Source organism: Nonomuraea sp. NPDC003754 (assembly GCF_053605785.1).
This window is the reverse complement of sequence record NZ_JBSGJX010000011.1, coordinates 99,479-119,905: the sequence shown is the minus strand read 5'-3', so window position 1 is coordinate 119,905 and position 20,427 is coordinate 99,479. Positions and strand designations below refer to the sequence as shown.

General features: G+C 72.5%; 24 protein-coding genes. 12 read left to right on the top strand and 12 right to left on the bottom strand.

Annotation, left to right across the window (positions count from 1 at the left end):
• Positions 1 to 218: 218 nt before the first annotated feature.
• Entirely contained in the window at positions 219 to 1,121 is a 903-nt protein-coding gene (locus tag ACWEVS_RS16405; RefSeq protein ID WP_452552119.1) for a phosphotriesterase family protein, read from the bottom strand.
• 158 nt (positions 1,122 to 1,279) lie between these two features.
• Here ACWEVS_RS16405 and ACWEVS_RS16400 point away from each other — a divergent pair, with 158 nt between their 5' ends.
• The 3 genes from ACWEVS_RS16400 (at position 1,280) to ACWEVS_RS16390 (ending at position 3,561) form a co-directional block, all read left to right on the top strand.
• Positions 1,280 to 1,714, top strand: coding sequence for a TIGR02611 family protein (locus ACWEVS_RS16400; protein WP_354913197.1), 435 nt, complete (start codon positions 1,280 to 1,282; stop codon positions 1,712 to 1,714).
• A gap of 61 nt (positions 1,715 to 1,775) precedes the next feature.
• Complete coding sequence (locus tag ACWEVS_RS16395; RefSeq protein ID WP_452552117.1) at positions 1,776 to 2,642, top strand: TolB family protein; 867 nt, start codon at positions 1,776 to 1,778, stop codon at positions 2,640 to 2,642.
• A gap of 13 nt (positions 2,643 to 2,655) precedes the next feature.
• Complete coding sequence (locus ACWEVS_RS16390) at positions 2,656 to 3,561, top strand: TolB family protein (protein WP_452552115.1); 906 nt, start codon at positions 2,656 to 2,658, stop codon at positions 3,559 to 3,561.
• A 28-nt stretch (positions 3,562 to 3,589) separates the two neighbouring features.
• Here the strand turns inward: ACWEVS_RS16390 and ACWEVS_RS16385 are convergent, their stop codons facing one another.
• Positions 3,590 to 3,910, bottom strand: a complete 321-nt coding sequence (locus ACWEVS_RS16385) for a GroES family chaperonin (RefSeq protein WP_354913060.1) — start codon at positions 3,908 to 3,910, stop codon at positions 3,590 to 3,592.
• Positions 3,911 to 4,022: 112 nt separating this feature from the next.
• Here ACWEVS_RS16385 and ACWEVS_RS16380 point away from each other — a divergent pair, with 112 nt between their 5' ends.
• Together ACWEVS_RS16380 and ACWEVS_RS16375 are read left to right on the top strand one after the other, a co-directional pair.
• Entirely contained in the window at positions 4,023 to 4,694 is a 672-nt protein-coding gene (locus tag ACWEVS_RS16380) for a spherulation-specific family 4 protein (RefSeq protein WP_354913058.1), read from the top strand.
• A 10-nt stretch (positions 4,695 to 4,704) separates the two neighbouring features.
• Complete coding sequence (locus ACWEVS_RS16375; RefSeq protein ID WP_452552114.1) at positions 4,705 to 5,277, top strand: DUF1349 domain-containing protein; 573 nt, start codon at positions 4,705 to 4,707, stop codon at positions 5,275 to 5,277.
• Positions 5,278 to 5,325: 48 nt separating this feature from the next.
• Here ACWEVS_RS16375 and ACWEVS_RS16370 read toward each other — a convergent pair whose 3' ends face one another.
• Positions 5,326 to 6,255 carry an endonuclease/exonuclease/phosphatase family protein gene (locus ACWEVS_RS16370; RefSeq protein ID WP_452552113.1) on the bottom strand — a complete coding sequence of 310 codons (930 nt, stop codon included), beginning with the start codon at positions 6,253 to 6,255 and terminating at the stop codon, positions 5,326 to 5,328.
• Positions 6,256 to 6,330: 75 nt separating this feature from the next.
• Complete coding sequence (locus tag ACWEVS_RS16365; protein ID WP_354913053.1) at positions 6,331 to 6,666, bottom strand: rhodanese-like domain-containing protein; 336 nt, start codon at positions 6,664 to 6,666, stop codon at positions 6,331 to 6,333.
• A gap of 36 nt (positions 6,667 to 6,702) precedes the next feature.
• Here ACWEVS_RS16365 and ACWEVS_RS16360 point away from each other — a divergent pair, with 36 nt between their 5' ends.
• The gene (locus ACWEVS_RS16360) at positions 6,703 to 7,392 is read left to right on the top strand and encodes a TetR/AcrR family transcriptional regulator (RefSeq protein WP_452552111.1); all 690 of its coding nucleotides are present in this window, start codon (positions 6,703 to 6,705) and stop codon (positions 7,390 to 7,392) included.
• 113 nt (positions 7,393 to 7,505) lie between these two features.
• On the opposite strand, the gene ACWEVS_RS16355 is transcribed toward ACWEVS_RS16360, so the two are convergent.
• Genes ACWEVS_RS16355 through ACWEVS_RS16345 form a run of 3 tightly spaced genes read right to left on the bottom strand, consistent with a single transcriptional unit; the run spans position 7,506 to position 10,371 of the window.
• Complete coding sequence (locus ACWEVS_RS16355) at positions 7,506 to 8,306, bottom strand: ABC transporter ATP-binding protein (protein ID WP_452552109.1); 801 nt, start codon at positions 8,304 to 8,306, stop codon at positions 7,506 to 7,508.
• Positions 8,306 to 9,319 carry a FecCD family ABC transporter permease gene (locus ACWEVS_RS16350; RefSeq protein WP_452412846.1) on the bottom strand — a complete coding sequence of 338 codons (1,014 nt, stop codon included), beginning with the start codon at positions 9,317 to 9,319 and terminating at the stop codon, positions 8,306 to 8,308. The genes ACWEVS_RS16355 and ACWEVS_RS16350 overlap by 1 nt, the downstream gene beginning before the upstream one ends.
• Entirely contained in the window at positions 9,316 to 10,371 is a 1,056-nt protein-coding gene (locus ACWEVS_RS16345; RefSeq protein WP_449916374.1) for a FecCD family ABC transporter permease, read from the bottom strand. Before ACWEVS_RS16345 ends, ACWEVS_RS16350 begins: the two co-directional genes overlap by 4 nt.
• 145 nt (positions 10,372 to 10,516) lie before the next feature.
• Here ACWEVS_RS16345 and ACWEVS_RS16340 point away from each other — a divergent pair, with 145 nt between their 5' ends.
• Entirely contained in the window at positions 10,517 to 11,524 is a 1,008-nt protein-coding gene (locus ACWEVS_RS16340; protein ID WP_452552107.1) for an ABC transporter substrate-binding protein, read from the top strand.
• On the opposite strand, the gene ACWEVS_RS16335 is transcribed toward ACWEVS_RS16340, so the two are convergent.
• On the bottom strand, positions 11,508 to 13,910 hold the full coding sequence (locus ACWEVS_RS16335) for a helicase-associated domain-containing protein (RefSeq protein ID WP_449916371.1): 2,403 nt from the start codon (positions 13,908 to 13,910) through the stop codon (positions 11,508 to 11,510). The two genes, ACWEVS_RS16340 and ACWEVS_RS16335, sit on opposite strands and share 17 nt — an antisense overlap.
• 224 nt (positions 13,911 to 14,134) lie before the next feature.
• Entirely contained in the window at positions 14,135 to 14,644 is a 510-nt protein-coding gene (locus ACWEVS_RS16330) for an ATP-binding protein (protein WP_449916370.1), read from the bottom strand.
• Between the two features lie 224 nt (positions 14,645 to 14,868).
• Between ACWEVS_RS16330 and ACWEVS_RS16325 the strand changes: the two genes are divergently transcribed.
• The 4 genes from ACWEVS_RS16325 (at position 14,869) to ACWEVS_RS16310 (ending at position 17,080) form a co-directional block, all read left to right on the top strand.
• Complete coding sequence (locus ACWEVS_RS16325; RefSeq protein WP_354913195.1) at positions 14,869 to 15,690, top strand: helix-turn-helix domain-containing protein; 822 nt, start codon at positions 14,869 to 14,871, stop codon at positions 15,688 to 15,690.
• Positions 15,691 to 15,927, top strand: a complete 237-nt coding sequence (locus ACWEVS_RS16320) for a DUF397 domain-containing protein (RefSeq protein ID WP_183658472.1) — start codon at positions 15,691 to 15,693, stop codon at positions 15,925 to 15,927.
• 87 nt (positions 15,928 to 16,014) lie between these two features.
• Positions 16,015 to 16,272 (top strand): hypothetical protein, encoded by a 258-nt coding sequence (locus tag ACWEVS_RS16315; RefSeq protein WP_449916365.1) that lies wholly within the window; start codon positions 16,015 to 16,017, stop codon positions 16,270 to 16,272.
• Positions 16,273 to 16,315: 43 nt separating this feature from the next.
• Positions 16,316 to 17,080: a hypothetical protein gene (locus ACWEVS_RS16310; protein ID WP_449916363.1), complete on the top strand. Its 765-nt coding sequence runs from the start codon at positions 16,316 to 16,318 to the stop codon at positions 17,078 to 17,080.
• On the opposite strand, the gene ACWEVS_RS16305 is transcribed toward ACWEVS_RS16310, so the two are convergent.
• A complete protein-coding gene (locus ACWEVS_RS16305; RefSeq protein ID WP_354913034.1) occupies positions 17,077 to 17,658 on the bottom strand; it encodes a histidine phosphatase family protein in 582 nt (193 codons plus the stop codon). The two genes, ACWEVS_RS16310 and ACWEVS_RS16305, sit on opposite strands and share 4 nt — an antisense overlap.
• 132 nt (positions 17,659 to 17,790) lie before the next feature.
• On the opposite strand from ACWEVS_RS16305, the gene ACWEVS_RS16300 reads away from it, so the two are divergent.
• Positions 17,791 to 18,735: a zinc-binding dehydrogenase gene (locus ACWEVS_RS16300; protein ID WP_452552105.1), complete on the top strand. Its 945-nt coding sequence runs from the start codon at positions 17,791 to 17,793 to the stop codon at positions 18,733 to 18,735.
• Positions 18,736 to 18,788: 53 nt separating this feature from the next.
• On the opposite strand, the gene ACWEVS_RS16295 is transcribed toward ACWEVS_RS16300, so the two are convergent.
• Together ACWEVS_RS16295 and ACWEVS_RS16290 are read right to left on the bottom strand one after the other, a co-directional pair.
• Positions 18,789 to 19,700: a TIGR03621 family F420-dependent LLM class oxidoreductase gene (locus tag ACWEVS_RS16295; protein ID WP_354913030.1), complete on the bottom strand. Its 912-nt coding sequence runs from the start codon at positions 19,698 to 19,700 to the stop codon at positions 18,789 to 18,791.
• 62 nt (positions 19,701 to 19,762) lie between these two features.
• The gene (locus ACWEVS_RS16290; RefSeq protein WP_452552103.1) at positions 19,763 to 20,425 is read right to left on the bottom strand and encodes a hypothetical protein; all 663 of its coding nucleotides are present in this window, start codon (positions 20,423 to 20,425) and stop codon (positions 19,763 to 19,765) included.
• Between the last annotated feature and the right edge of the window lie 2 nt (positions 20,426 to 20,427).

Sequence of the window (20,427 nt, the reverse complement as noted above, 5' to 3'; positions counted from 1 at the left end):
TCGAATTGAATCACACTTGTGCATGACCATCGGCGGAAGAATCATGTCATCTCCGCGCACGATGGCGGGCCGGTGTTGGCGCGTCCATGGCTCGTCGGACATCAGGACCCTCGCTCACGCGCACGGCATGCGCGGCGCGAGGTTCCGGTGGCGCGACGACTCACGCGGCGAGGGCATTTGGGACATGCCGGGGACGCGCCGCGCGAATCCCGGACGGCTTAGCCGTTGGTCAGCCAGCGCAGCGGGTTGTCGTGGGTGATGGACCGGATCGTCTCCTCGTCCACCCCCGTCTCCCGCAGGCGCGGAAGGAGCGTGCGGAAGGCGTGGGAGTACCCGGCCCCGCCGTACCGCTGGAGCTGGGCGACGCGGGAGACGCCGCTGCCGAGCAGCAGCCGGTCGGCGTGCCCCTCGGAGATGAGCTCCCGCGCGATCGCGGCCGCCTGGGTGGCGCCGAGCGTCACCGACGACAGCCCGACGTAGGCGCCGGCCTCGGCGACCTTGCGCGCGACTGCGGGGTCGGGGGCGGTGCAGGCGACGCTCACCCGCGACGCCGGCAGCCCCTGACCGAGCAGGATCTCCAGCAGCGCGAGGCCGTTCTGGCCGTGGGTGGCGACGGGCAGGCGGGTGGAGAGCGAGGCCCTGGCGGCGGCCACCAGGCAGCGTTCCTCGGTGGGCGTGGGCTCGGCGCCCCAGGCGCCGACCTCGCCGATGACTCCGGGCAGGATGCCGGTGCCGTCGAGGCCCGAGGTGATCTCGTCCATGAGCCGCGCGGTGAGGGTGTCGACGTCGTCCTTGCGCACCTGCGTGAACGGTTCGGCGAACAGGCCGGTCGAGGCGATGACCGGCACCCTGCTGCCCGCGGCGACGCGGGCGAGGGAGGCGGCGTCCCTGCCCATGCCGATGCAGGACAGCTCGACGGTGAGCCCGAGGTCGTCCGACTGGCGCAGCTCGCGGAGCTCTTCGGTGACGGTGCGCTCCTCGTCGAGCCAGCGGTGGGGGTCGGAGTCGATGCCGACCGCCCAGCGCAGGTCGCAGCGCAGGTGCTCGTGGGGGAGGACGGCACCGGTGATCGCGTCGGCGCGGATCGGACCGGTGACGGTGCGTATCAGAACCTCGGGCATGCACGACATTAACCGACGTTTGCCGGTAGAGGCCTAATGTCGGCAGAAAGTTTTACCCGGCGGAGGTTTCACCGCTGACCTGCGGTGACAAGCCGCGCCACTCCGGCGCGATGTCTGCCGTGGCGCGGCTTTTCCCCCATTAGGCTGGATGGGTGGCAATGGACTCCGAAACCGGTGACGCCGACCAGCTGAAGGACGAGGCGGCGCGTCGCTCCGGCATACACGGCTGGCTCGACGGCATCAGGTCGACCAGGACCGGCGCCCTCACGCTCAAGATCGTCATCGGTGTGATCGGCGCGGTGATGGTCGTGGGCGGCCTCATCATGGTGCCGTTCCCCGGCCCCGGGTGGCTGGTCGTCTTCGCGGGCCTGGCGGTGCTGGCCACCGAGTTCCACTGGGCGCACAACCTCCTGGTGTTCGGCAAGCGCGTCCTCGGCGCCTGGACCGTCTGGTACAAGCAGCAGGGCTGGACGGTGCGGATCCTCGTCCTGCTCGTCACGTTGGCCACGATGGGTGTGATCATCTGGGCCGCGATGAAGCTGAGCCTCGGCATCGACCTGGTGGTCGAAGGCCGCAAGATCCTCGGTATCTGACATTCATGCCCATTCGTTCTGCCGGCGGGACGAAGAGGTGATCGCTGCCTAGGCTGCCGCCGTGCTCTCCGTCCTCGTGGCCCTCGCCCTCATCCCCCTTCCCGGGACATCCGTGGTGCTCCAGGAGAAGCCCGGCGACCCCGTACGGCTGACCGCGTACGGCCTCGGCACCCGGCAGGCCTACCTCCGCGGCGCCACCGCCTTCGCCCGGCAGCGCGGCGCCGCCGAGGTCGTCGTCTCGCCCGACGGCCGGTTCGCCGCCGCCGTACCGGCCGCCTACACGGGCGGGCGCGACGCCCTCGTCGTCACCGACCGCACGACCGGCAAGGTGAAGCGCATCCCCACGGTCGCCAGGCCGCTGATGGCCTCCTACGCCTCCTGGTCGCGCGACGGCACGAAGGTGCTGCTCACGCTGGAGCGGAAGACCGCGGGCAAGTGGCGCACCGGCGGCTACGTCACGGTCGACGTGGCCGCGGGCACCGCGCGCACGACCGTGGTCGCGGACGCCGACCCGGCCGCCACCTACTGGTGGACCCCGGACGGCGGGGTGATCGCCCAGCAGGGTGGCGGTGCGATCGTCCTCCGGGAGGGGCGACGGCCCCGGCTCCTGCCCGGTGCCGGCACCCCCGCGGGGCCCGACCTCTTCTCACCCTCGGGCAGGCGGATGGTCACCTGGTGTCCCGCCCGGTACGCCGAGCACGTGTGCCTGGCCGACCCGGCGACCGGGAGGATCGTGACGCGGTCGCGACTGAAGCCCGAGACGGTGGTCGGCTGGTGGAACGAGAGCAGGCTGATCGCCGTCGTGCCACATCAGAAGGGCTATCGCCTCGTCGTGGCCGACACCGCCGGCCGGGTCAGGCGGGTGCTCGCGGCGATTCCGTCCGGCACGTGGCAGGCCGAACTCTGGCTGAGCTTCACCCGCAAGTGAGAAGGTGCCTCCCGTGAGCTTAAGCACCCTCCTTCTCGCGGCCACGCTCGCCCTCACCGGGGCGGACGTCAAACTGCCAGGGGCCGACGTGACCCTGCGCGAGCAGCCGGGCGACCCGAAGCGGGTCACCGCCTTCACCACCGCCGGCTCGGCCTACCTGCGGACCGGCGGCTCGTTCGCGTGGCAGCGCTCCTACAACGACCTCTCGGTCTCCCCCGGGGGCGGGTTCGTCGCCGCCGTCCCCAGGAAGTTCGCCAAGGGCTACGACCGGATCGCCATCGTCAACCGGGCCACCGGCCGGACGACGAAGATCCGCACGGTCAAGGCGCCCATGGTGGCGGGCTCGCCGTACTGGTCGCCCGACGGGCGCAGGGTCGTGCTGACCGTCTCGAAGGGCGACGACACGGGCGGCGGCTGGCGCAGCGTCGGATTCGTCGTGGTCGACGTGGCCGCCAGGCGCGCCCGGGTGGTCAAGGTGCGTGACGCCTACCACGACGCGCTGTTCCAGTGGTCACCCGACGGCCGGCGCGTGGTCTCCGACTACTGGGACGGCGTCCGCTTCTACCTGACCGACGGCAGGGTGGCCTGGACCCTGTGGCGGACGGGCGGGCTGGTCGGCGGCGAGAGCGCCTTCTCCCCGGACGGCAGGCGGATGGCCACCTGGTGCCCCAAGCGGTACAAGGCCGTCCTGTGCACCTGGAACCCCTACAACGGCAAGATCGACAAGAAGGTGAAGGTCCGCGCCGTCGCCTCCTACGGCTGGTGGGACCGCGAGCACCTGATCGCGGTCGGCAGGCAGGGCCGCGGCTACCTGGGCGTGGTGGTCGACCTGAAGGGAAAGGTCGTGCGCCCGCTGGCCGAGATCGGCCGTTCCGCGTGGCGCGACCAGGACGTCTACCTGAGCTACACACGCGGCTGAGGACCCGCCGGCGGCCGGCGGGCGGACGTCAGAGGTAGAGGCCGGTGCCGTGGTCGGTCTCGTGCGTGGCCACGGCATGCAGGTCACGCTCGCGCATGACGAGGTAGACCTTGGTGTGCAGCTCGACTTCGTACTGGTCCTCGGGGTTGAGCAGCACCTTGTCGCCCACCTTCACCGAGCGCACGTTGGCTCCCACGCCGCAGACCTCGCCCCAGGCCAGCCTGTTGGCCATCTTGACCGTCGCGGGGATCACGATGCCGGCGCCGCTGCGCCGTTCCTCACCGTCCTTCTCCAGCCGGATCATCACCCGGTCGTGAAGCATCTGGATCTCGAACTTGGGGTCTGCCACGAATGTCAGTCTACGCGGGCCCGTAGGGCCGATTCCCCTGACAGCCGGGTCAGCGGGCGATAACGTGCCGAGAGCCAGGGGGCGGGCGAGGGTTTGCGGGGGGCGGCGCGCTGTGACCCGGTTGTGCGGCGGGGGGTCGCCGGGCGCCGAGATCGGTCCGGTCTCGCTGGTGCCCGCCTACTTCCATCCCCGCACCGCGGGCGAGGCGTGGCGGCGCCTGCTGGTCGATCCGCCGCGCATGGCGGTGGTCTCCGTCGACCACGGGCCAGGCCAGGCGAGGGATCCGGGGTGCGCCGCCGCCGTGGCCGCCCTCGTGGCCGCCGGCACCCAGGTCCTCGGCTACGCCGACACCGACTTCGGCCTGCGCCCGGCCGCGCAGGTCCGCGCCGACCTGCGCCGCTACCTGGTCTGGTACGGCATCCGCGGCGCCTTCCTCGACCAGGTGGCCGCCTCGGCCGAGCGCCTGGCGCACTACGCGGAGCTGGTGGCGGAGGTGCGGGGGCCGGTCGTGCTCAACCCGGGCGTCTACCCCGACCCCGCCTACGTCTCGCTCGCCGACATCCTCGTCACCTTCGAGGGCCCGCTGCCGGCCTACCGCGCGATGCGCGTGCCGGCCTGGGCGCGGCGCCTGGCCAGGGAGCGGTTCTGCCATCTGGTGCACGGCGTGCCGTACGAGCAGGTGGCGCCGACCCTGCGCAAGGCCGCACGGCATGCGGGCACCGTCCACGTGACGGACAGGACGGGGGCGGCCCCCTGGCGGGATCTACCCACATATTTCGGGTGAGCATGGCAGGATGACCGCCATGATCATGGCGTTCGGGTCCGCGGACTGGCAGTGGATCAACCCGCCCCGCGAGTGGACCGCCGACGACGGCCTCAGCCTGGTCTGCGACGCCGGCACGGATCTGTGGCGGCGGACCCACTACGGCTACACCTACGACACCGCCCACCTGTTCGGCCGGATCGTCTCGGGAGACTTCCTGCTGACGGTGACGTTCTCGGGGGGCTACGCCGAGCAGTACGACCAGGCGGGCGCCGTCCTGCGGATCGACGAGGAGAACTGGATCAAGGCGGGTGTCGAGTACGTCGACGGCGCCTTCCACCTCAGCACCGTCGTCACCCGCCAGGTGTCGGACTGGTCGGCGCTGCCGCTGCCCGCCGCCGCGGAGAGCGTCACGTTCACGCTGGAGCGCAGAGGGGACGCGGTGACCGTCGGCTACGGCCTGGACGGCGCGGCTCCCGCGTCGACGCTGCGGCTGGCCTACTTCCCGCCGGGCGCGCCCGCGCTGGCGGGGGCGATGGCCGCGGCTCCGGTGGGCAAGGGCTTCCCCGTCCGCTTCGACTCCCTGAGCGTCACCCCGGCCTGACCGGTCACGACAGCGGTCCACCGGTCACGGCGCCCGGTCCGCCCCCGGTCACGGCAGGGTCAGCTCGGCGAACACGGGCCGGTGGTCCGTACCCGCCAGCTGATGGACGCTGAAGGACCGCACCCCCATCCGCTGGTCGGCCAGCACGTGGTCGATCGTCACCCCGGGCACGGGCCGCCACCCCTGCTGCGGCCAGGTCGCGGTGAACCCCAGTCCCGCCGCGTCGGCCGCGTCGCGGTAGCCGGAGGCGAGCAGTTCCCCGACCGGCCAGTGGTCCAGCGTGGCGTTGAAGTCGCCCGCCAGCACCGTCAGCCGCTGTCCCGCCCTGGGCAGCGCCGCCAGCCCCGACCGCCAGCAGGCCATCTTCGCGGCGTGGCTGGGCGCGCACGGATGCACGGAGACCACCTCGATCTCCGGTCCGCCCTTGACGCCGACCACGGCGCGGGCCTGCCGGAAGCCGCCGAGCGCGATCATCGGCTGCTCGGTCAGCGGGTGCGTGGAGTAGATCCCCGACCCCCAGACGCCGGTGTGGGACCTGTCGACGACGTACGGCATGCGCTCGCGCAGCCCCAGCTCGTCGAGCCGGTCCCGGGCCGCGGGCGTCAGCTCCTGGATGGCGAGCACGTCGGGCCGCAGCCGCTCGACCAGCCGCATCAGCTCCGCGCCGTCTCCCGCGCCGACGGCGAGGTTGGCGGCCAGCACCTTGAAGGCGGTGCCGCCGGAGGGGCCGGCGTCGGCGAAGGACCGCGGCAGGACGGCCAGCGCCAGCGCCCCCGCCGTCACCGCGGCCACCGCGAGGGGGACCCACCGCCTCAGCAGGCCGGCCGCCAGCACCGGCACCGCCGAGGCGGCGGCGACGTACGGGGTGAACGCGACGAGCTGGATCCACCGGTCACCCACGTCCGCCCCGGTCACCCTGAGCAGCGCCCAGACGGCGAACGGCAGCACGAGCACCCAGGCCAGCACGGAACGGATCATGGGAGGGAACCTACCTGGCCGGTGTGCAGAAACCGTGTAGACCGCCCGCGATCCCGGTGCGGCCGGAAAGGAGCCTCAGACGGTGACCGAGGACTCCACCGGCAGCCCCGCCTCGACCCAGTCCTGGATGCCCTCGCGGTACTTGCGCACGTCGGTGTACCCGAGGGCGGTCAGCCGGTTGGCCACGGCCTGGCTGTTGGGGCAGGCGGGGTTGGAGCAGTAGGTGACGATCGCCGCGTCCTTGTCGGGCAGCAGGGCGGCGGCCCGCTCCTCGACCTCGCTCTCGACCAGGGCGACGGCGCCCGGCAGGTGCTGCTGCGCGTAGTAGTCGCCGCCGAGCGCGTCCACCACGGTGACGGTGCCGGCGTCGATCGCGGCCTTGAGCTCGTCGCGGGAGATGAGCTGGGTCATTGCGACCTCCTGAAAAAATGGACTACAGTCCGGTTTGTGGATGGCACGGAAATTACCGGACCGCAGTCCGGTTCGTCAAGCGAGGTTCTGGAGATCCTGCGCAACCGCCCGCCCCAGGAGCGGGCCGACGCTGCCCGCAACCGCGAGAAGGTGCTGGCCGCGGCGGCCAGGCTGTTCGCCGACAAGGGCGTGGAGGCGGTCTCCATGGACGCGATCGCCGCCGAGGCGGGAGTGGGGAAGGGCACGCTGTTCCGCCGGTTCGGCGACAAGTCGGGGCTGGCGGTCGCCCTGCTCGACGCCCGCGAACGCGACCTGCAGGAACGCGTCCTGTCCGGGCCGCCCCCGCTGGGCCCGGGGGGCGCCGGCCGCGACGTCGCACCGGCCGAACGGCTCGCCGCCTTCGTCGCCGCCTACCTCGACTATCTGTTCGCCCACCTCGACCTGGTGCGGATGTCGGAGACGGCCAGCCCGGGGGCGCGCTACCGGATCGGCGCCTACGTCTTCTGGCACCGGCACGTGGCGATCCTGCTCGGCCAGGCGCTGCCGGGCGCGGACGCCGACGCGCTGGCGCACGCCGTCCTCGCGGGGCTCGGGGGCGAGCCCGCCACCATGCTCAAGGACAGGTACGGCGAGCCGCGCGCCCGCGCCGCGCTCACCCAGGCGGCACTGGCGGTCTGCGGCGCCGGCGAGCTTCGGAACGACGGGGCCGCGCCCGACCCCGGGTGACCACCGGCGAGCCGCGAAACGACGGGGCCGCGCACGACCCCGGCTGACCACCGGCGAGCCCGGGACCACGGGCCGCGCACGACCCCGGGTGACCGCCGGCCGATCTCGATGACCTACAGGGCGACCGGGTTGCGCGCCCTGCGCGCCTCGGGGACGATCAGCGGAGTCCCGGTCTGCGGGTCGGTCATGATCTCGCACCGCAGGTCGAAGACCTGCTCGACCAGCGCGGCCGTCATCACCGCCGCCGGGTCGCCCTCGGCCACGATCACCCCGTCGCGCATGACGACGAGGTGGGTGGCGTAACGGCAGGCCTGGTTGAGGTCGTGGAGCACGGCCACCATGGTCCGTCCCGCCTCGTGCAGGTCGGCGCAGAGGTCGAGCACCTCGACCTGGTGGGCGATGTCGAGGTAGGTGGTCGGCTCGTCGAGCAGCAGGATCGGCGTCTCCTGGGCCAGCGCCATCGCCAGCCACACGCGCTGCCGCTGGCCGCCGGACAGCTCGTCCACGATCCGCTCGGCCAGCGAGGCGACGTTCGTGGCCGCCATGGCCGCGGCCACGGCCAGCTCGTCCGCCTTCGACCACTGCCGCATCAGCCGCTGGTGCGGGTAGCGCCCCCTGGCGACCAGGTCCGCCACCGTGATCCCGTCGGGCACGATCGAGGTCTGCGGCAGCAGCCCGAGCCGCCGCGCCACCTCCTTCGACGGCAGCGAGGTGATCACGCTGCCGTCGAGGTGCACGGCGCCCGCCCGCGGTTTCAGCATCCTGGCCAGCGCGCGCAGCAGCGTCGACTTGCCGCAGGCGTTCGGGCCGATGATCACGGTGAACGAGCCGTCGGGGATCTCCACGTCGAGCGAGGTCGCCACCACCCGCTGCTCGTAGGCGAGGGTGAGGCCGGAACCGGTCAGCCGAGCCATCAGCGGCGTTCCTTTCGCAGCAGCAGGGCCAGGTAGGTGCCGCCGATGGCGGCGGTCAGCACGCCGACGGGCAGCTGGGTGGGCGCGAACAGGCGCTGGGCGGCCAGGTCGGCCGCGGTCAGGAGCACCGCGCCGGTCAGCGCGGAGGCGAGCAGCGTGACGCCGGGGGAGCGGGTCAACCTGCGGGCCAGCTGCGGCGCCGCCATCGCCACGAAGATCACCGGGCCCGCGGCCGCGGTGGCGACCCCGCACAGCAGCACGCCCGCGACGATCGCCGCCGCCCGGACGGGCTCGACCCTGATGCCGACGGCCCTGGCCGCGTCGTCGCCCATCTCCATCATCCGCAGCGGCCTGGAGACGGCGCAGCAGACGGGGACGATCAGGGCGAGCGCGACCGCGACGGGGATCGCGTGGTCCCAGCCGCGCCCGCCGAGGCTGCCGGTCAGCCAGGCGCCCGCGGTGGCCGCGTCGTTGATGTTCGCCTTGGTCAGCAGGTAGGAGTCGACCGACAGCAGCAGGGCGTTGACGCCGATGCCCACCAGGACCAGCCGGTAGCCCTGCACGCCCCTGCGGAAGGCGAGCGCGTAGACCAGCGCCGCCGAGATCACGCAGCCGAGCATCGAGCCCGCGGCGATCTGCGTCGCCGTACCGCCCAGGACGACGGTCAGCACGCCGCCGGTCGACGCGCCGGCGGTGAAGCCGATGAAGTCGGGGCTGCCCAGCGGGTTGCGGGTGAGCGACTGGAAGATCGCGCCGCTCAGGCCGAAGGCGGCGCCGACGGCCAGTCCGGTGACCACGCGGGGCGCCCGCAACTCGCTCACGATCAGTTCCGCCACCGGCGAGCCGTCGCCGAACAGGGCGGCCAGGATGTCGCCGACGGGCACGGTGAACTCGCCGGTCGAGACCGCGACCAGCGCGATCGCGACCGCGGCCACCAGCAGCGCGATGCTCACCAGGACGGCGCGGGGGGCCGGCCGCACCGAGTAGGGGCCGAGCCGAACGGGGGAGGTCATAGCGCGGCCAGCCTCCTGCGCCGGGCCAGCAGGATGAAGACGGGGGCGCCGACCACCGCGCACATGATGCCGACCTGCACCTCGCCCGGCGGCGCTATCACGCGCCCCACGATGTCGGCGACGAGCACGAGGGCGGGCGAGAGCACCGCCGCGTACGGCAGCAGCCACCGCTGGTCCGGCCCCACCACCGCCCGGACGGCATGCGGCACCGCGAGGCCGACGAACCACAGCGGTCCCGCCCCCGCCGTGGCCGCCCCGCACAGCAGCGTGACGGCGAGCGCGGTCAGCGTCCTGGTGCGGCCGACGGCCACGCCGAGCGCCCTGCCGGCCTCCTCGCCGATCGCCAGCGCGTTGAGCGGCCTGGCCAGCAGCAGCCCGAGCACGATCCCCACGCCCATGAACGGCACCAGCCGCCAGATCACGTCGGCCGTCTGGGCGGCCAGCGACCCGGTGAGCCAGAACCGCATGCGGTCGAAGGTCTGGGAGTCCAGGCGCAGGATCGCCTGGCAGACGGCGGTGAAGACCATGCCGAGCGCCACGCCGGCCAGCGCCAGCCGTACGGGGGAGGCGCCGGAGCGGGCCGCCGAGCCGAGCGCGTAGACGACCGCCGAGGCCAGCGCGGCGCCGCCGAAGGCGAACCAGACGTAGGCGGCGGGGTCGGTGAGGCCGAGCACGCCGATCGCGACGGTCGCGCCGAGCGCGGCCCCCTGGTTGATCCCGAGCAGTCCCGGATCGGCCAGCGGGTTGCGGGTCAGGCTCTGCATGAGCGCTCCCGCGAGCCCGAGCGCCGCTCCGACACCGAGGCCGAGGACCGTGCGCGGCACCCTGAGCTCGCGGACGACGGTGTGGTCGCTGGAGCCGTCGGGGGCGGTGAAGGCGCTGATGACCGTCGACAGCGGCACCGAGCGCGCGCCGAGCGCGACGCTCAGCAGGGCGACCAGCGCCAGCAGCCCGAGCGCGGCCAGCAGCCCCGCCGCCAGGACGGCGGAGCGCCCCCGCGCGGGGGCGGCTGGCTCCTTCGTGGCGGAGCCGGTCAGCGGAGGCGCGGTCACGGTGTCCTCTCGTGATAGATCCTTAGGCAAGGCTAATCTAACTCGGCGCCACGGCATTGCAGGAGGGCGGGTCCCGGGAAAAGGGAAGGTAAGGCTATGCTAACCGCCGTCTGTTTTAGGTAAGCCTCGCCTAAGGAGTAGGAAGATGTCGGTATCCCGTAGAGGACTGCTCGCGGCGGCCGCCGGCCTGGGCGCCGCTCTGGCCCTCGCCGCGTGCGGCGGGGAGTCGGCGTCCGCCCCCGCCTCCCCCGCGCAGGCCGGCGCCGCGGCCGCCTCCTTCACCTACACCGACGACCGCGGCAGGAAGATCGACCTGCCGAAGACCCCGGCGAGGATCGTGGCCCAGGTCGGCTCGGCCGCCGCGCTGTGGGACTTCGGCGTCAAGCCGATCGCCGTCTTCGGCCCGCACAAGCTGTCGAACGGCGAGCGCGACCCCCAGGTGGGCAATGTCGACATCACCAAGGTGACGGGCCTCGGCAACGTCTGGGACGAGTTCAACGTCGAGCAGTACATCGGCCTGCAGCCCGAGCTGCTGGTCAGCAGCATGTACCTGAAGGACACGCTGTGGTACGTGCCGGAGAAGTCCAAGGACACGATCGAGAAGGTCGCCCCGACGGCGGGCGTCATGCTCACCGGCAGGAACGCCACCGAGGTGATCGCCAAGTACGGTGACCTGGCGGCCAAGCTCGGCGCCGACCTCGCCGCCCCCGAGATCACCCAGGCCAGGGCCCGCTACGAGGCGGCGCTGGAGGCGCTGAGGAAGCTCGCGGCCAAGGGCCTGACGATCGAGCTGGTCTCCGGCAGCCCCGACGCGATGTACGTCTCGACCCCCGAGATGGTGCCGGACTTCAAGCTGCTGAGCGACGCCGGGCTCGACATCGTGAAGCCGAAGGTCGACGCCCAGGGCTACTTCGAGTCGCTGAGCTGGGAGAACGCCGACAAGTACGAGGCGGACGTCATCCTGTTCGACAGCAGGACCCAGGCCCTCGGCCTGGAGGAGATGAAGAAGAAGCCCACCTTCGCCAAGCTGCCCGCCGTGGCCAAGGGCCAGGTCTACCCGATGTGGGTCGAGACCCCCTACAGCTACCAGAAGTGGGCCGACCTGCTCGAGGGCCTGGTGGCCGACCTGGGGAAGGCTAGTAAGCTCCCCTGACCTCGACGATCTCCGTCAGCGGGAACTCCAGGTAGTCGCCCGCCTCCTCGCACCAGGCGTCGAGTGTGCCGCCGCGGAGCTCGCCGTGGCTGATCGTCGCGGTCAGCCCGTCGGTCAGCGTGATGCCGGCCCGTACCCCGCGGTCGACCACGAGGCCCAGCAGCGACTGCTGGGCGGTCGGCAACCTGGTGGCGTTCCTGCCGATGACCGCCCAGGTGCGCCCGCTCTGTTCCGCGCTGTCGTGGGCGCCGAGCAGGCGGCGGGCGTGCTCGTGAGGGTCGGGCGCGGGCTCGGCGAGGATGTGCGCGGGGGCGTCGACCTCGGCGACCTGCCCGCCGGGCAGCAGGATGAGCTTGCCGTTCTGCGGATCCTCGGAACCGGCGACTCTGGTGCGCCTGACCGCGATCTCGCCGGTGTCGGCGATCGGCACGGGCGCGTAGCCGTTCTCCCGCAGCGCGGCCAGCGTGGGCTCGGCCGGCGTGGAGCTGACCAGCACGGTCGGGGCCAGCAGCCGCAGGCCCAGCCGGGACAGGCCGCGGTTGTGGGCGATCTCGGCCAGCAGGGCGGGATCGGAGGCCTGCACGATGCAGGCGACCGTCGTCACCGTCACCTCGCCGTGGCGGCGCGCCATGTCGCGGACGAGATAGTCGAGCGGCTGCGGGATCGTGCCGACCTCGCCCAGCTCGGCCAGCAGTTCGTCGGCGTCATAGCCCCGGTCGAGCGCGCCGCGCACGCTCTCGGCGGTGAAGCGCCACACCGAGGCGGCGCCGCGCGACTCCCGCTCGGCCACCCTGTCGAGCAGCTCGGCCAGCTCGGTGGAGGGCGGCCCGGTGACCACGGCGGTCAGGTCGGCGCCGAACAGCGCGCTCCTGCGCACGCTGGCCAGCGCCCGCGTCGAGACCTCGACCAGGACGGGATCGTGCTCGACCAGCGGCACCGCGTCGTCGTTCTCCTCGCCCGCGTGGGCGCTCAGCCCGGCCAGCGCCCGGCCGAGGTCGGTGAGGGCGTCGTTGGCCAGCAGGCCGAGCAGCGTGGCCTCCTCCAGCACGGCGGCGGCGCAGTCGGCCAGCAGGGCCTGGTCGAGCAGGGGAGCGTGCCAGTGGGCGCTGCGCACGAGGCTGCCCCTGTCGGCGAAGGCCGTACCCGCCGGCAGGTGGGACAGCACGCCCAGCAGCGCCCTGCGCACGCGGGCGATCGCCGCGCCGCTCCGCTCGTCGCCGAGCACCGTGGGGTACTTGCCCTCGACCTTGCGCAGCGACGAACGCTCCATCCGCCACCAGGCCGACAGCAGCAGCCGCAGCCTGGCCGAGCCCTCGTCGAGCCGCCACCTGTCGTACCGGTCGGTGGGCACCATGCCGCCCGACTTCTCGTCCCACGCCAGCAGCCTGGCGACCGCGCAGATCTCCAGCAGCAGCCGGGTCTCGTCCTCGTCGCAGCCGGTCTCCCTGGCGACCCTGCGCACCTCGCGCACGCCCACCCCGCCGGTCTTCAGCAGCGGCAGCGGCGTCTTGGCGGTGTTGTCGAGCAGGGTGGCGCAGCGCTCGACCATGTGCGGGGCGGCCAGCGTCATCAGGTGGTCGACCTCCTCGGGGTCGACCGGGATCGTCGGCACCTCGGGCGGCTCGGGGGTGAAGGGCGGGTGGTAGCCGGGGCCGCGGATCGACAGCGCCACCTCGCGCGGCATCTCCGCCACCTCCCAGCGGGGGCGGTAGAGCAGGCCGTGGTCGGCCGCCCACTTCTCCGGAGTGCCGAGCGTCACGAACGCGCCGCCGTCGACGTCGCGGACCGGACCGTCCCACGCGAAGTCGGCCAGCAGGCGCTCGGTGCCCTCGGGCGCGTTGCGCAGCAGGGCGGTGAGCCGCTCGCCGTCGGACAGCACCTCCGTCGCCCTGACGATCGTGCGGCGCTTGCTGCCGTGCGCGGGCAGGCCGAGGTTGCGGGCCAGGGCGCGCAGCGTGTCGTTGTTGATGGTCCAGGAGTTGAGGTAGTGGTCGAGCGGCTCGCCGAGGCCGAGCGGCGCCGCCCACCAGCGCGCGACCGCCGCGGCCAGGTGGATGCCGCCGTCGGCGTCGGGCCAGGCCAGCGCGTGGTCGTAGCTGACGTCGAGCCAGGGGACGACCTGCTCGACCGGGGCGTCCAGGAAGCGCGCCAGCCGGTCGGGCGGCACGCCGTCGCCGAGCACCAGGCACGCCTGCGCGATCTCCAGGCAGGGCAGCGGCAACGCCCGCATCGCCTCCATGACGGCGAAACCGTTGCCCAGCCGCTGGGCCAGCGTGTCGAGCCGGCGCGGCCAGGGGGCCGCTATGGCATCCGGTCGGTTGGACAGGACGCGGGCGAGCCTCGCTTCGTCCAGTGTTCGCAGCCAGCCGAGCAGGTGATCATCCATCTGTCAGCACTCTCAGTGGGTCGCGCGCGGGGACTCGCCGTGAGCCTTGATCATCCACGTGGGCCTCACTACGAGGCAGACCTCAGCATACGCGCTCCATGCCGGGGTGTCCGGGCCTTCGCGTGCATGCGACAGAGCGTGGAGAAGGCGTGGGGAGAGCGCATGGAGAGCACAGGGAGGAGCGCGGAGAGGTCACCGGGAGCGCGGGGAGGGCCGCGCCGACCTCAGGAGAGCACCGCCCAGACGATCTTCCCGTACGGCGCGAGCGCCGACCAGCCCCAGCGCATGCTCAGCGACTCCACGATGTGCAGGCCGAGCCCGCCCACGTCGAGCGGCCCGGGGTAGCGCAGCACGGGCACGGCCGCGGCCGGGTCGGTGAAGGCGCAGGTGACCAGCGCGCCCCTGCGCACCAGCGACATGCGCACGGGTTCGTGCCGGCGCGGCTCGTCGAGCGTCAGGCCGTGGCGCAGCGCGTTGGTGGCGAGCTCGGAGACCACCAGCTCCATGCTGTCGACCATCTCCTCCAGCTTCCAGCCGGCGAGCGTGCCGGCGGTGAAGCTGCGGGCGGAGTGGACGGAGGAGGCCGCCGGGGGGAGGACGAAGGTCGCGCTGGCGCCGACCGCCGTGCCAGGGACGACGAGGTCGCGCGCCGCCTCAGGCCACCAGCCGACCGGGGGCCACCAGTCGAGCGTGGTCCACAGGCCGAGGGGTTTGGTGGACTGCACGGTGATCATTCTGAGGCAGAGTCTCGTGCAGGTGCAAGAGCGAATGCACGTGCAGAAGGGATGGGCAACCGCTACCGTTTGCCCTGTATCGGTGAATCAGGTGGCAAAGGGGGATCTTGCCGCGACCCATGATCTTTGGGGCGCGAAGTGACAGACTGTGTGGTACGGAAACGACCAAGGAGCAGCACGTGTCCATGGATCCGCCGGGTTCTGGCTCAACCGTTCGGCGCATCATGCTCGGCGCCAGCCTGCGTCGCCTGCGCGAGCAGCGCGGACTCACCCGTGATGTGGCCGGATTCCACATCAGGGCCTCCGAGTCCAAGATCAGCCGCATGGAGCTCGGCCGCGTCGGCTTCAAGACACGTGATGTGGAAGACCTGCTCACGCTGTACGGCGTCGTCGACGACGCCGAGCGGCGTGCCCTGCTGGAGATGGTCCGCGAGGCCAACACCCCCGGGTGGTGGCACAAGTACTCAGCCGTCCTGCCCCAGTGGTTCACCACCTATGTGGGACTGGAGGAGGCCGCCAGCCTGATCCGCACCTACGAGGTGCAGTTCGTGCCCGGCCTGCTGCAGACGGCGAACTACGCCAGGGCGGTCTACCAGCTCGGCAACCCCGACGCCTCTCCTCAGGACATCGACCAGCGCGTGCATCTGCGCATGCAGCGGCAGGAGCGCTTCACCCGGAAAGACGGCCCCCGGCTGTGGGCCGTCATCGACGAGGCGACCCTGAGGCGGACCATCGGCGGCCGAGAGGTCATGTCCGAACAGCTTCAGCATCTGCTGCACGTGGCGACCTTCCCCAACATCACCATCCAGGTGATGCCCTTCCGGTACGGCATGCACGCCGCCGAAGGGGGCGCGTTCAGCATCATGCGGTTTCCCGAGTCCGACCTGTCGGACGTCGTCTACGTCGAACAGCTCTGGGGTGCCCTGTACCTGGACAAGCGTGAGGACATCGACCCGTACCTCACCGCCATGGAGCAGCTGTGCGTGGAGAGCACCACGCCGGGCGGCACCGTGGAGCTCATCGACGGTCTTCTCAGAAAGATGTAGATGGAGCACACCTACAACGGCATGCCCGCCACCGACCTCACCGAGGTCGCCTGGCGGAAGAGCCGCTACAGCAACTCGCAGGGCAACTGCGTGGAGCTCGCGGAGCTCCCCGACGGCGGGATCGCGGTCCGCAACTCCCGCTTCCCCGAGGGCCCCGCGTTGATCTACACCCGTGACGAGATCCGGGCGCTGGTGCTCGGGGTGAAGGACGGGGAGTTCGACGGTCTGCTGGTTTAACACGGTGTTCACCTCCGGCGCACCCGCGTAACCCGGGTGCGCCGGACGGGAAATCCCCCGGTTTCGTCCCTCAAGCAGGATCTCTTCATGCTCGATCAGATGACGCTCTATCCCATCGCCGACGACGTGCTGATCGCACCGGGCGGCAGGGTCGTGATCCGCACCTACGGCGTGGGCTCCGCCGTGCCCGACGGGGTGGTCTCCTACCGCACCTGGGTGACCGGCGTGCGCGACCAGCCCCGCTACTGGCACTGGGGTCACTTCGAGGACGCCACCTCGGGGCACCGGCGCGTGCTGGAGTGGCTGACGGGGCGCGGGCCCCAGCCGGTTCCGGCCATCGCCTGATATCATCCCGAGCAATCGCTTGGTTCGATCTCGGGAGGCCGCCGTGCGGCGAGGCATCCACCTGCTCGAGGAAGTCGACTTCCGGCCGATGAACTCCCGCCGGCCGCTGGAGTACCTGACCTGGCTGACCCGCTACAAGCAGGAGGACGCCGGCCGCCAGGCGCCCGAGCTGACCGAGGGCATGTCCATCCGGTCGCGGGAGATCGATCTCGTCGGCGCCTTCTACGCCGTCGGGATCACCGGCCACCACCAGTTCAAGGCCGTCACGCTGTGGGACTGCCACGGCGGGTGGGAGGGCGGCTGGCGCCAGATGATGGAGATCTACTCGGGCGTCGACGCGCGCCTGTTCCTGTCGGACATCGACGACCTGCGCTTCTCGGCCTTCTCCCGGCCGCTCGGCGCGGTCCACGGCAGCCCCCCGCTCGCCTCGGCCGCGCCCGCGCCGCTGTTCCTGTTCGAGAGCGCCACGGTACGGCCCGGCGCCGCCCTCGACTACCTCGAAGCCGTCCGCGCCGAACGCCTGCCCATCCTGCGCGACCACGGGCACACGCTCGTCGGGCTGTACGAGGTGCTGATGTGCGACACCGAGGTCGTCACCGTGTGGGGCACCACCCTCGACGCGCACCTGGCCGTGCAGCGGGCCAGGGACGCGGCCCTCGGGCTCGACGACGAGGTCGTGCCCGACGAGCGGCTGCTCACCTGGGGGAAGCGGGCCCGCGCCTACCTGTCGGGCCCCTGGCGCGAGACCATGCTGGTGCCCTTCCCCGGCAGCCGGCTGGCGCCCGAGCCGGCTGCCGCCCGCGCCTAGACCGGGGCGTTCCAGTTGAGGACGACCGGCTCGGCGTGCTCGAACCCGAGCCGCGAGTAGGTCCCCGTGTCCAGCCGGAAGAACCTGCCGTCACGCGGCGGCAGGCCCAGCCACCTGGCGGTCAGCACGCGCAGGAAGTGCCCGTGCGCGACCAGCGCCACCGAGCCCTTCGCGGCCCTGGCCCGCTCGATCACCCTGTCGGCCCTCGCGCCGACCTGCTCCACGCTCTCGCCGGGATGCTCGGCGTCGCCGGGGATCACGCCGTCACGCCACAGGTACCAGCCCGCACGGGTCTCGCGGATGGTCGGCGTGGTGATGCCCTCGTAGCCGCCGTAGTCCCACTCCCACAGGTCGGGGTCCACCTCGTAGTCGGTCAGCCCGGCCAGCTCCGCCGTACGGCGTGCCCTGCCGGCGGGGCTCACCAGCACCAGGTCGAAGGCGCGCGCCTTCACCAGCGGCGTCAGCGCCCTGGCCTGTTCCTCGCCGTGGGGGGTCAGGGGCAGGTCGGTACGGCCGGTGTGGCGGCCCGTCCTGCTCCATTCGGTCTCGCCGTGTCTCAAGAGCATCATGTCATCCATAGCAGGACCATCATCGCCGACCGCCCGCGTCCGGCCCGCCGGGGGGCGTCCCACGGGCCGCCACGTTGACCTCAACCCCGCTTGAGGTTGCATCGTGGCGGTGGAACGACCACCCACCGGATGGAGAGCCTCATGCACGCCGTCGTCCTGCACGCCTTCGGGCCCGCGGAGAACCTGACCTACGAGACGGTCGACGACCCCGTCCCCGGCGCGGGCGAGGTGCGCGTCGTGGTGAAGGCCGCGGGCGTGCACCTCATCGAGACCCTGCTGCGCACCGGCGTCACCATCGGGCCGCCGGTCCCCGACCTGCCGACCGTCTTCGGCGGCGAGGTCGCGGGCGTGGTGGACGCCGTCGGCCCGGGTGTCGACGAGTCGTGGATCGGCCGCCGGGTGGTGACCGGCGCCAGCAGGCCAGGCGGCTACGCCGAGCTCAGCGTCGCCGAGGTGGGCGCGCTGCACGCCGTACCCGACGGCCTCGGGTTCGAGGAGGCGGTGGCCATGATCGTGACGGGCACCACCACGATGGCCCTGATCGAGCTGGGCGCCCCCACCGCGGCCGACGTGATCCTGGTCAACTCGGCGGCCGGCGGCATCGGCCGTCTGCTCGTGCAGCACGCCCGCCACATCGGCGCCGAGGTCGTCGGAGCGGCGGGCGGGCCGGCGAAGGTGGCGACGGTTCCGGGGCGCGCCGTCGACTACGACGTGCCCGGCTGGAGCGCGCGGGTCGGCGAGGTGACGCTGGTCTTCGACGGCGTCGGCGGCAGCCGGGGCAGGGAGGCGTTCTCCCTGCTGGGCGCGGGCGGGCGGCACATCGTGTACGGCAACGCCTCGCGCGAGGAGGCGGGCGCGTCGGCGCCCGAGGAGATCAAGGCGAAGGACATCACGTCGATCTACGCGATCGAGCGGATCCTCAGCCGGCCCGGCGGGCTGCGCGAGCTGGAGGAGCGGGCCCTGGCGGAGGCGGCTTCGGGTCGCCTGGTGCCGCAGGTGCAGGTGTTCCCGCTGGCCGAGGCGGCCGCCGCGCACGCGGCGCTGGAGAGCAGGGCGACGTCGGGAAAGGTGGTCCTGATCCCCTGACCGGCAGGGGGAGTGCGCCGGCTTCCGCTCCTGGCCGGCCGGGCGACGTGGGGTCAGGTGCCCGCCAGCTCCTCCACCACCGGGGTGAAGGCGTCGAGGTCGCGCTCGTGGTGGAGGACGTAGTAGGAGACGTCGTGATCGTCCCGCCAGCGGCGCAGCTTGTCGACGACGTCCTGCCTGGTCCCGGGGAGCACCTGCGGCGTGTCGGCCTGCGGGGCGGAGTCGGCCGCGCTCCACGACTCCCTCGACCGTCTGGCGCCGACCTGCTGGACGCTCGTGCCGAGTTCCACCTGGTCGTACCGGCCCTCGGCGGCCGCCCGGACCACGTCGATCTTCGCGAGGAACGCGGACGGCCCGCCGTCGGCGTCGTCGGGCCCCGTCCCGTCGGCGCGGACGCGCATGCCGAGGTTGATCACGTCCGCCTCGCGGGCGGCCAGGCGGAGCATGCGCGGCCCGCCGCCGCCCAGCAGCAGGCGCGGGTGCGGCCGCTGGACCGGCTTGGGCTGCTGGTCCAGGGAGTCGATGCGGTAGTGCCTGCCGGTGAAGGAGAACGGCGCCTCGCCCCAGAGCCCCTTGAGGACGGTCACCGCCTCGGCCAGCCGGGAGACCCGCACGCCGGGCGGGTCGAGCTCCATCCCGGCGGCGACGTAGTCGGCCGCCATCCATCCGGTGCCGACCCCCAGCTCCAGGCGCCCGTCGGAGAGCAGGTCGAGGGTGGCCGACTCCTTGGCGAGCACCGCAGGGTGCCGGAAGTCGTTGGCGGCCACGAGCGTGCCCACCCTGAGCCGCGTGGTGGCGCAGGCGGCCGCCGTCATCGCCGCGAAGGGGGCCAGGCGGGGACCGACCAGGTGGTCGGGCACCAGCAGCGCGTCGAACCCCGTGGCCTCCAGCCGCCGCGCCTTCTCCGCCCATGCCTTGCCCGACTCGGCGTGACGGACGACCGCCGCGAACCTGAACCGCCGCATGACGCCTCCCGGCCAAGCGTTTGGTTCACACCTTAGACCGGGAAGGATCTTTCGGCCAGAAGTCAGGCTCCGCGCTGGTTCAGCAGGCCGAGCGCCACCCCGCCCATCCCCGCCGTCATGAGCAGCCACGCGACGCCCGCCGCCACGTTGCCCAGCCCGGCGAACCACGAGATCGGGATCGCCACGGGAGCCACGACCAGCGCGATGGCCGCCCACACCGGCGCGGTCCTGCCGAGGAGCGCGGCGACGCCCAGCAGCAGGAAGCCCAGCAGGCCGAACAGGAACGACATGCCCAGGATCGAGGTGGGCAGCCCCTCGTTGTAGGCGGCGTAGAGCTTGGTGAGCGTGGCCTGGTCCAGGCCCGCCACGATGCCGGCGTACAGGACGTCGTCGGAGTTGCCGCCGATCGGGACGATCAGGACGAACGCCAGCATCATGGCGACCAGGCCGAGCACCGGCCGGCCGGCGCGGGCGACCCTGGCCACGCCGAACGCGGCCGGGACGATCGTCAGGGAGCTGATCGCCGACAGCCAGGCGAGCAGCGGGTAGGAGCCGGCGGCGGCGACGAACTGGCGCACGTACGCCTCGCCCTCGGCGGTGACGTTGCCCGGCGCGAGGAGGATGGACGCGGCGATGGCCAGCGGCGAGATCACGGCGGCGGCGATCATGGCGTAGCGGGTGAAGGTGTCGGCTCCCGACCGGGGAGTCGTGTCGAGACTGGTCATGG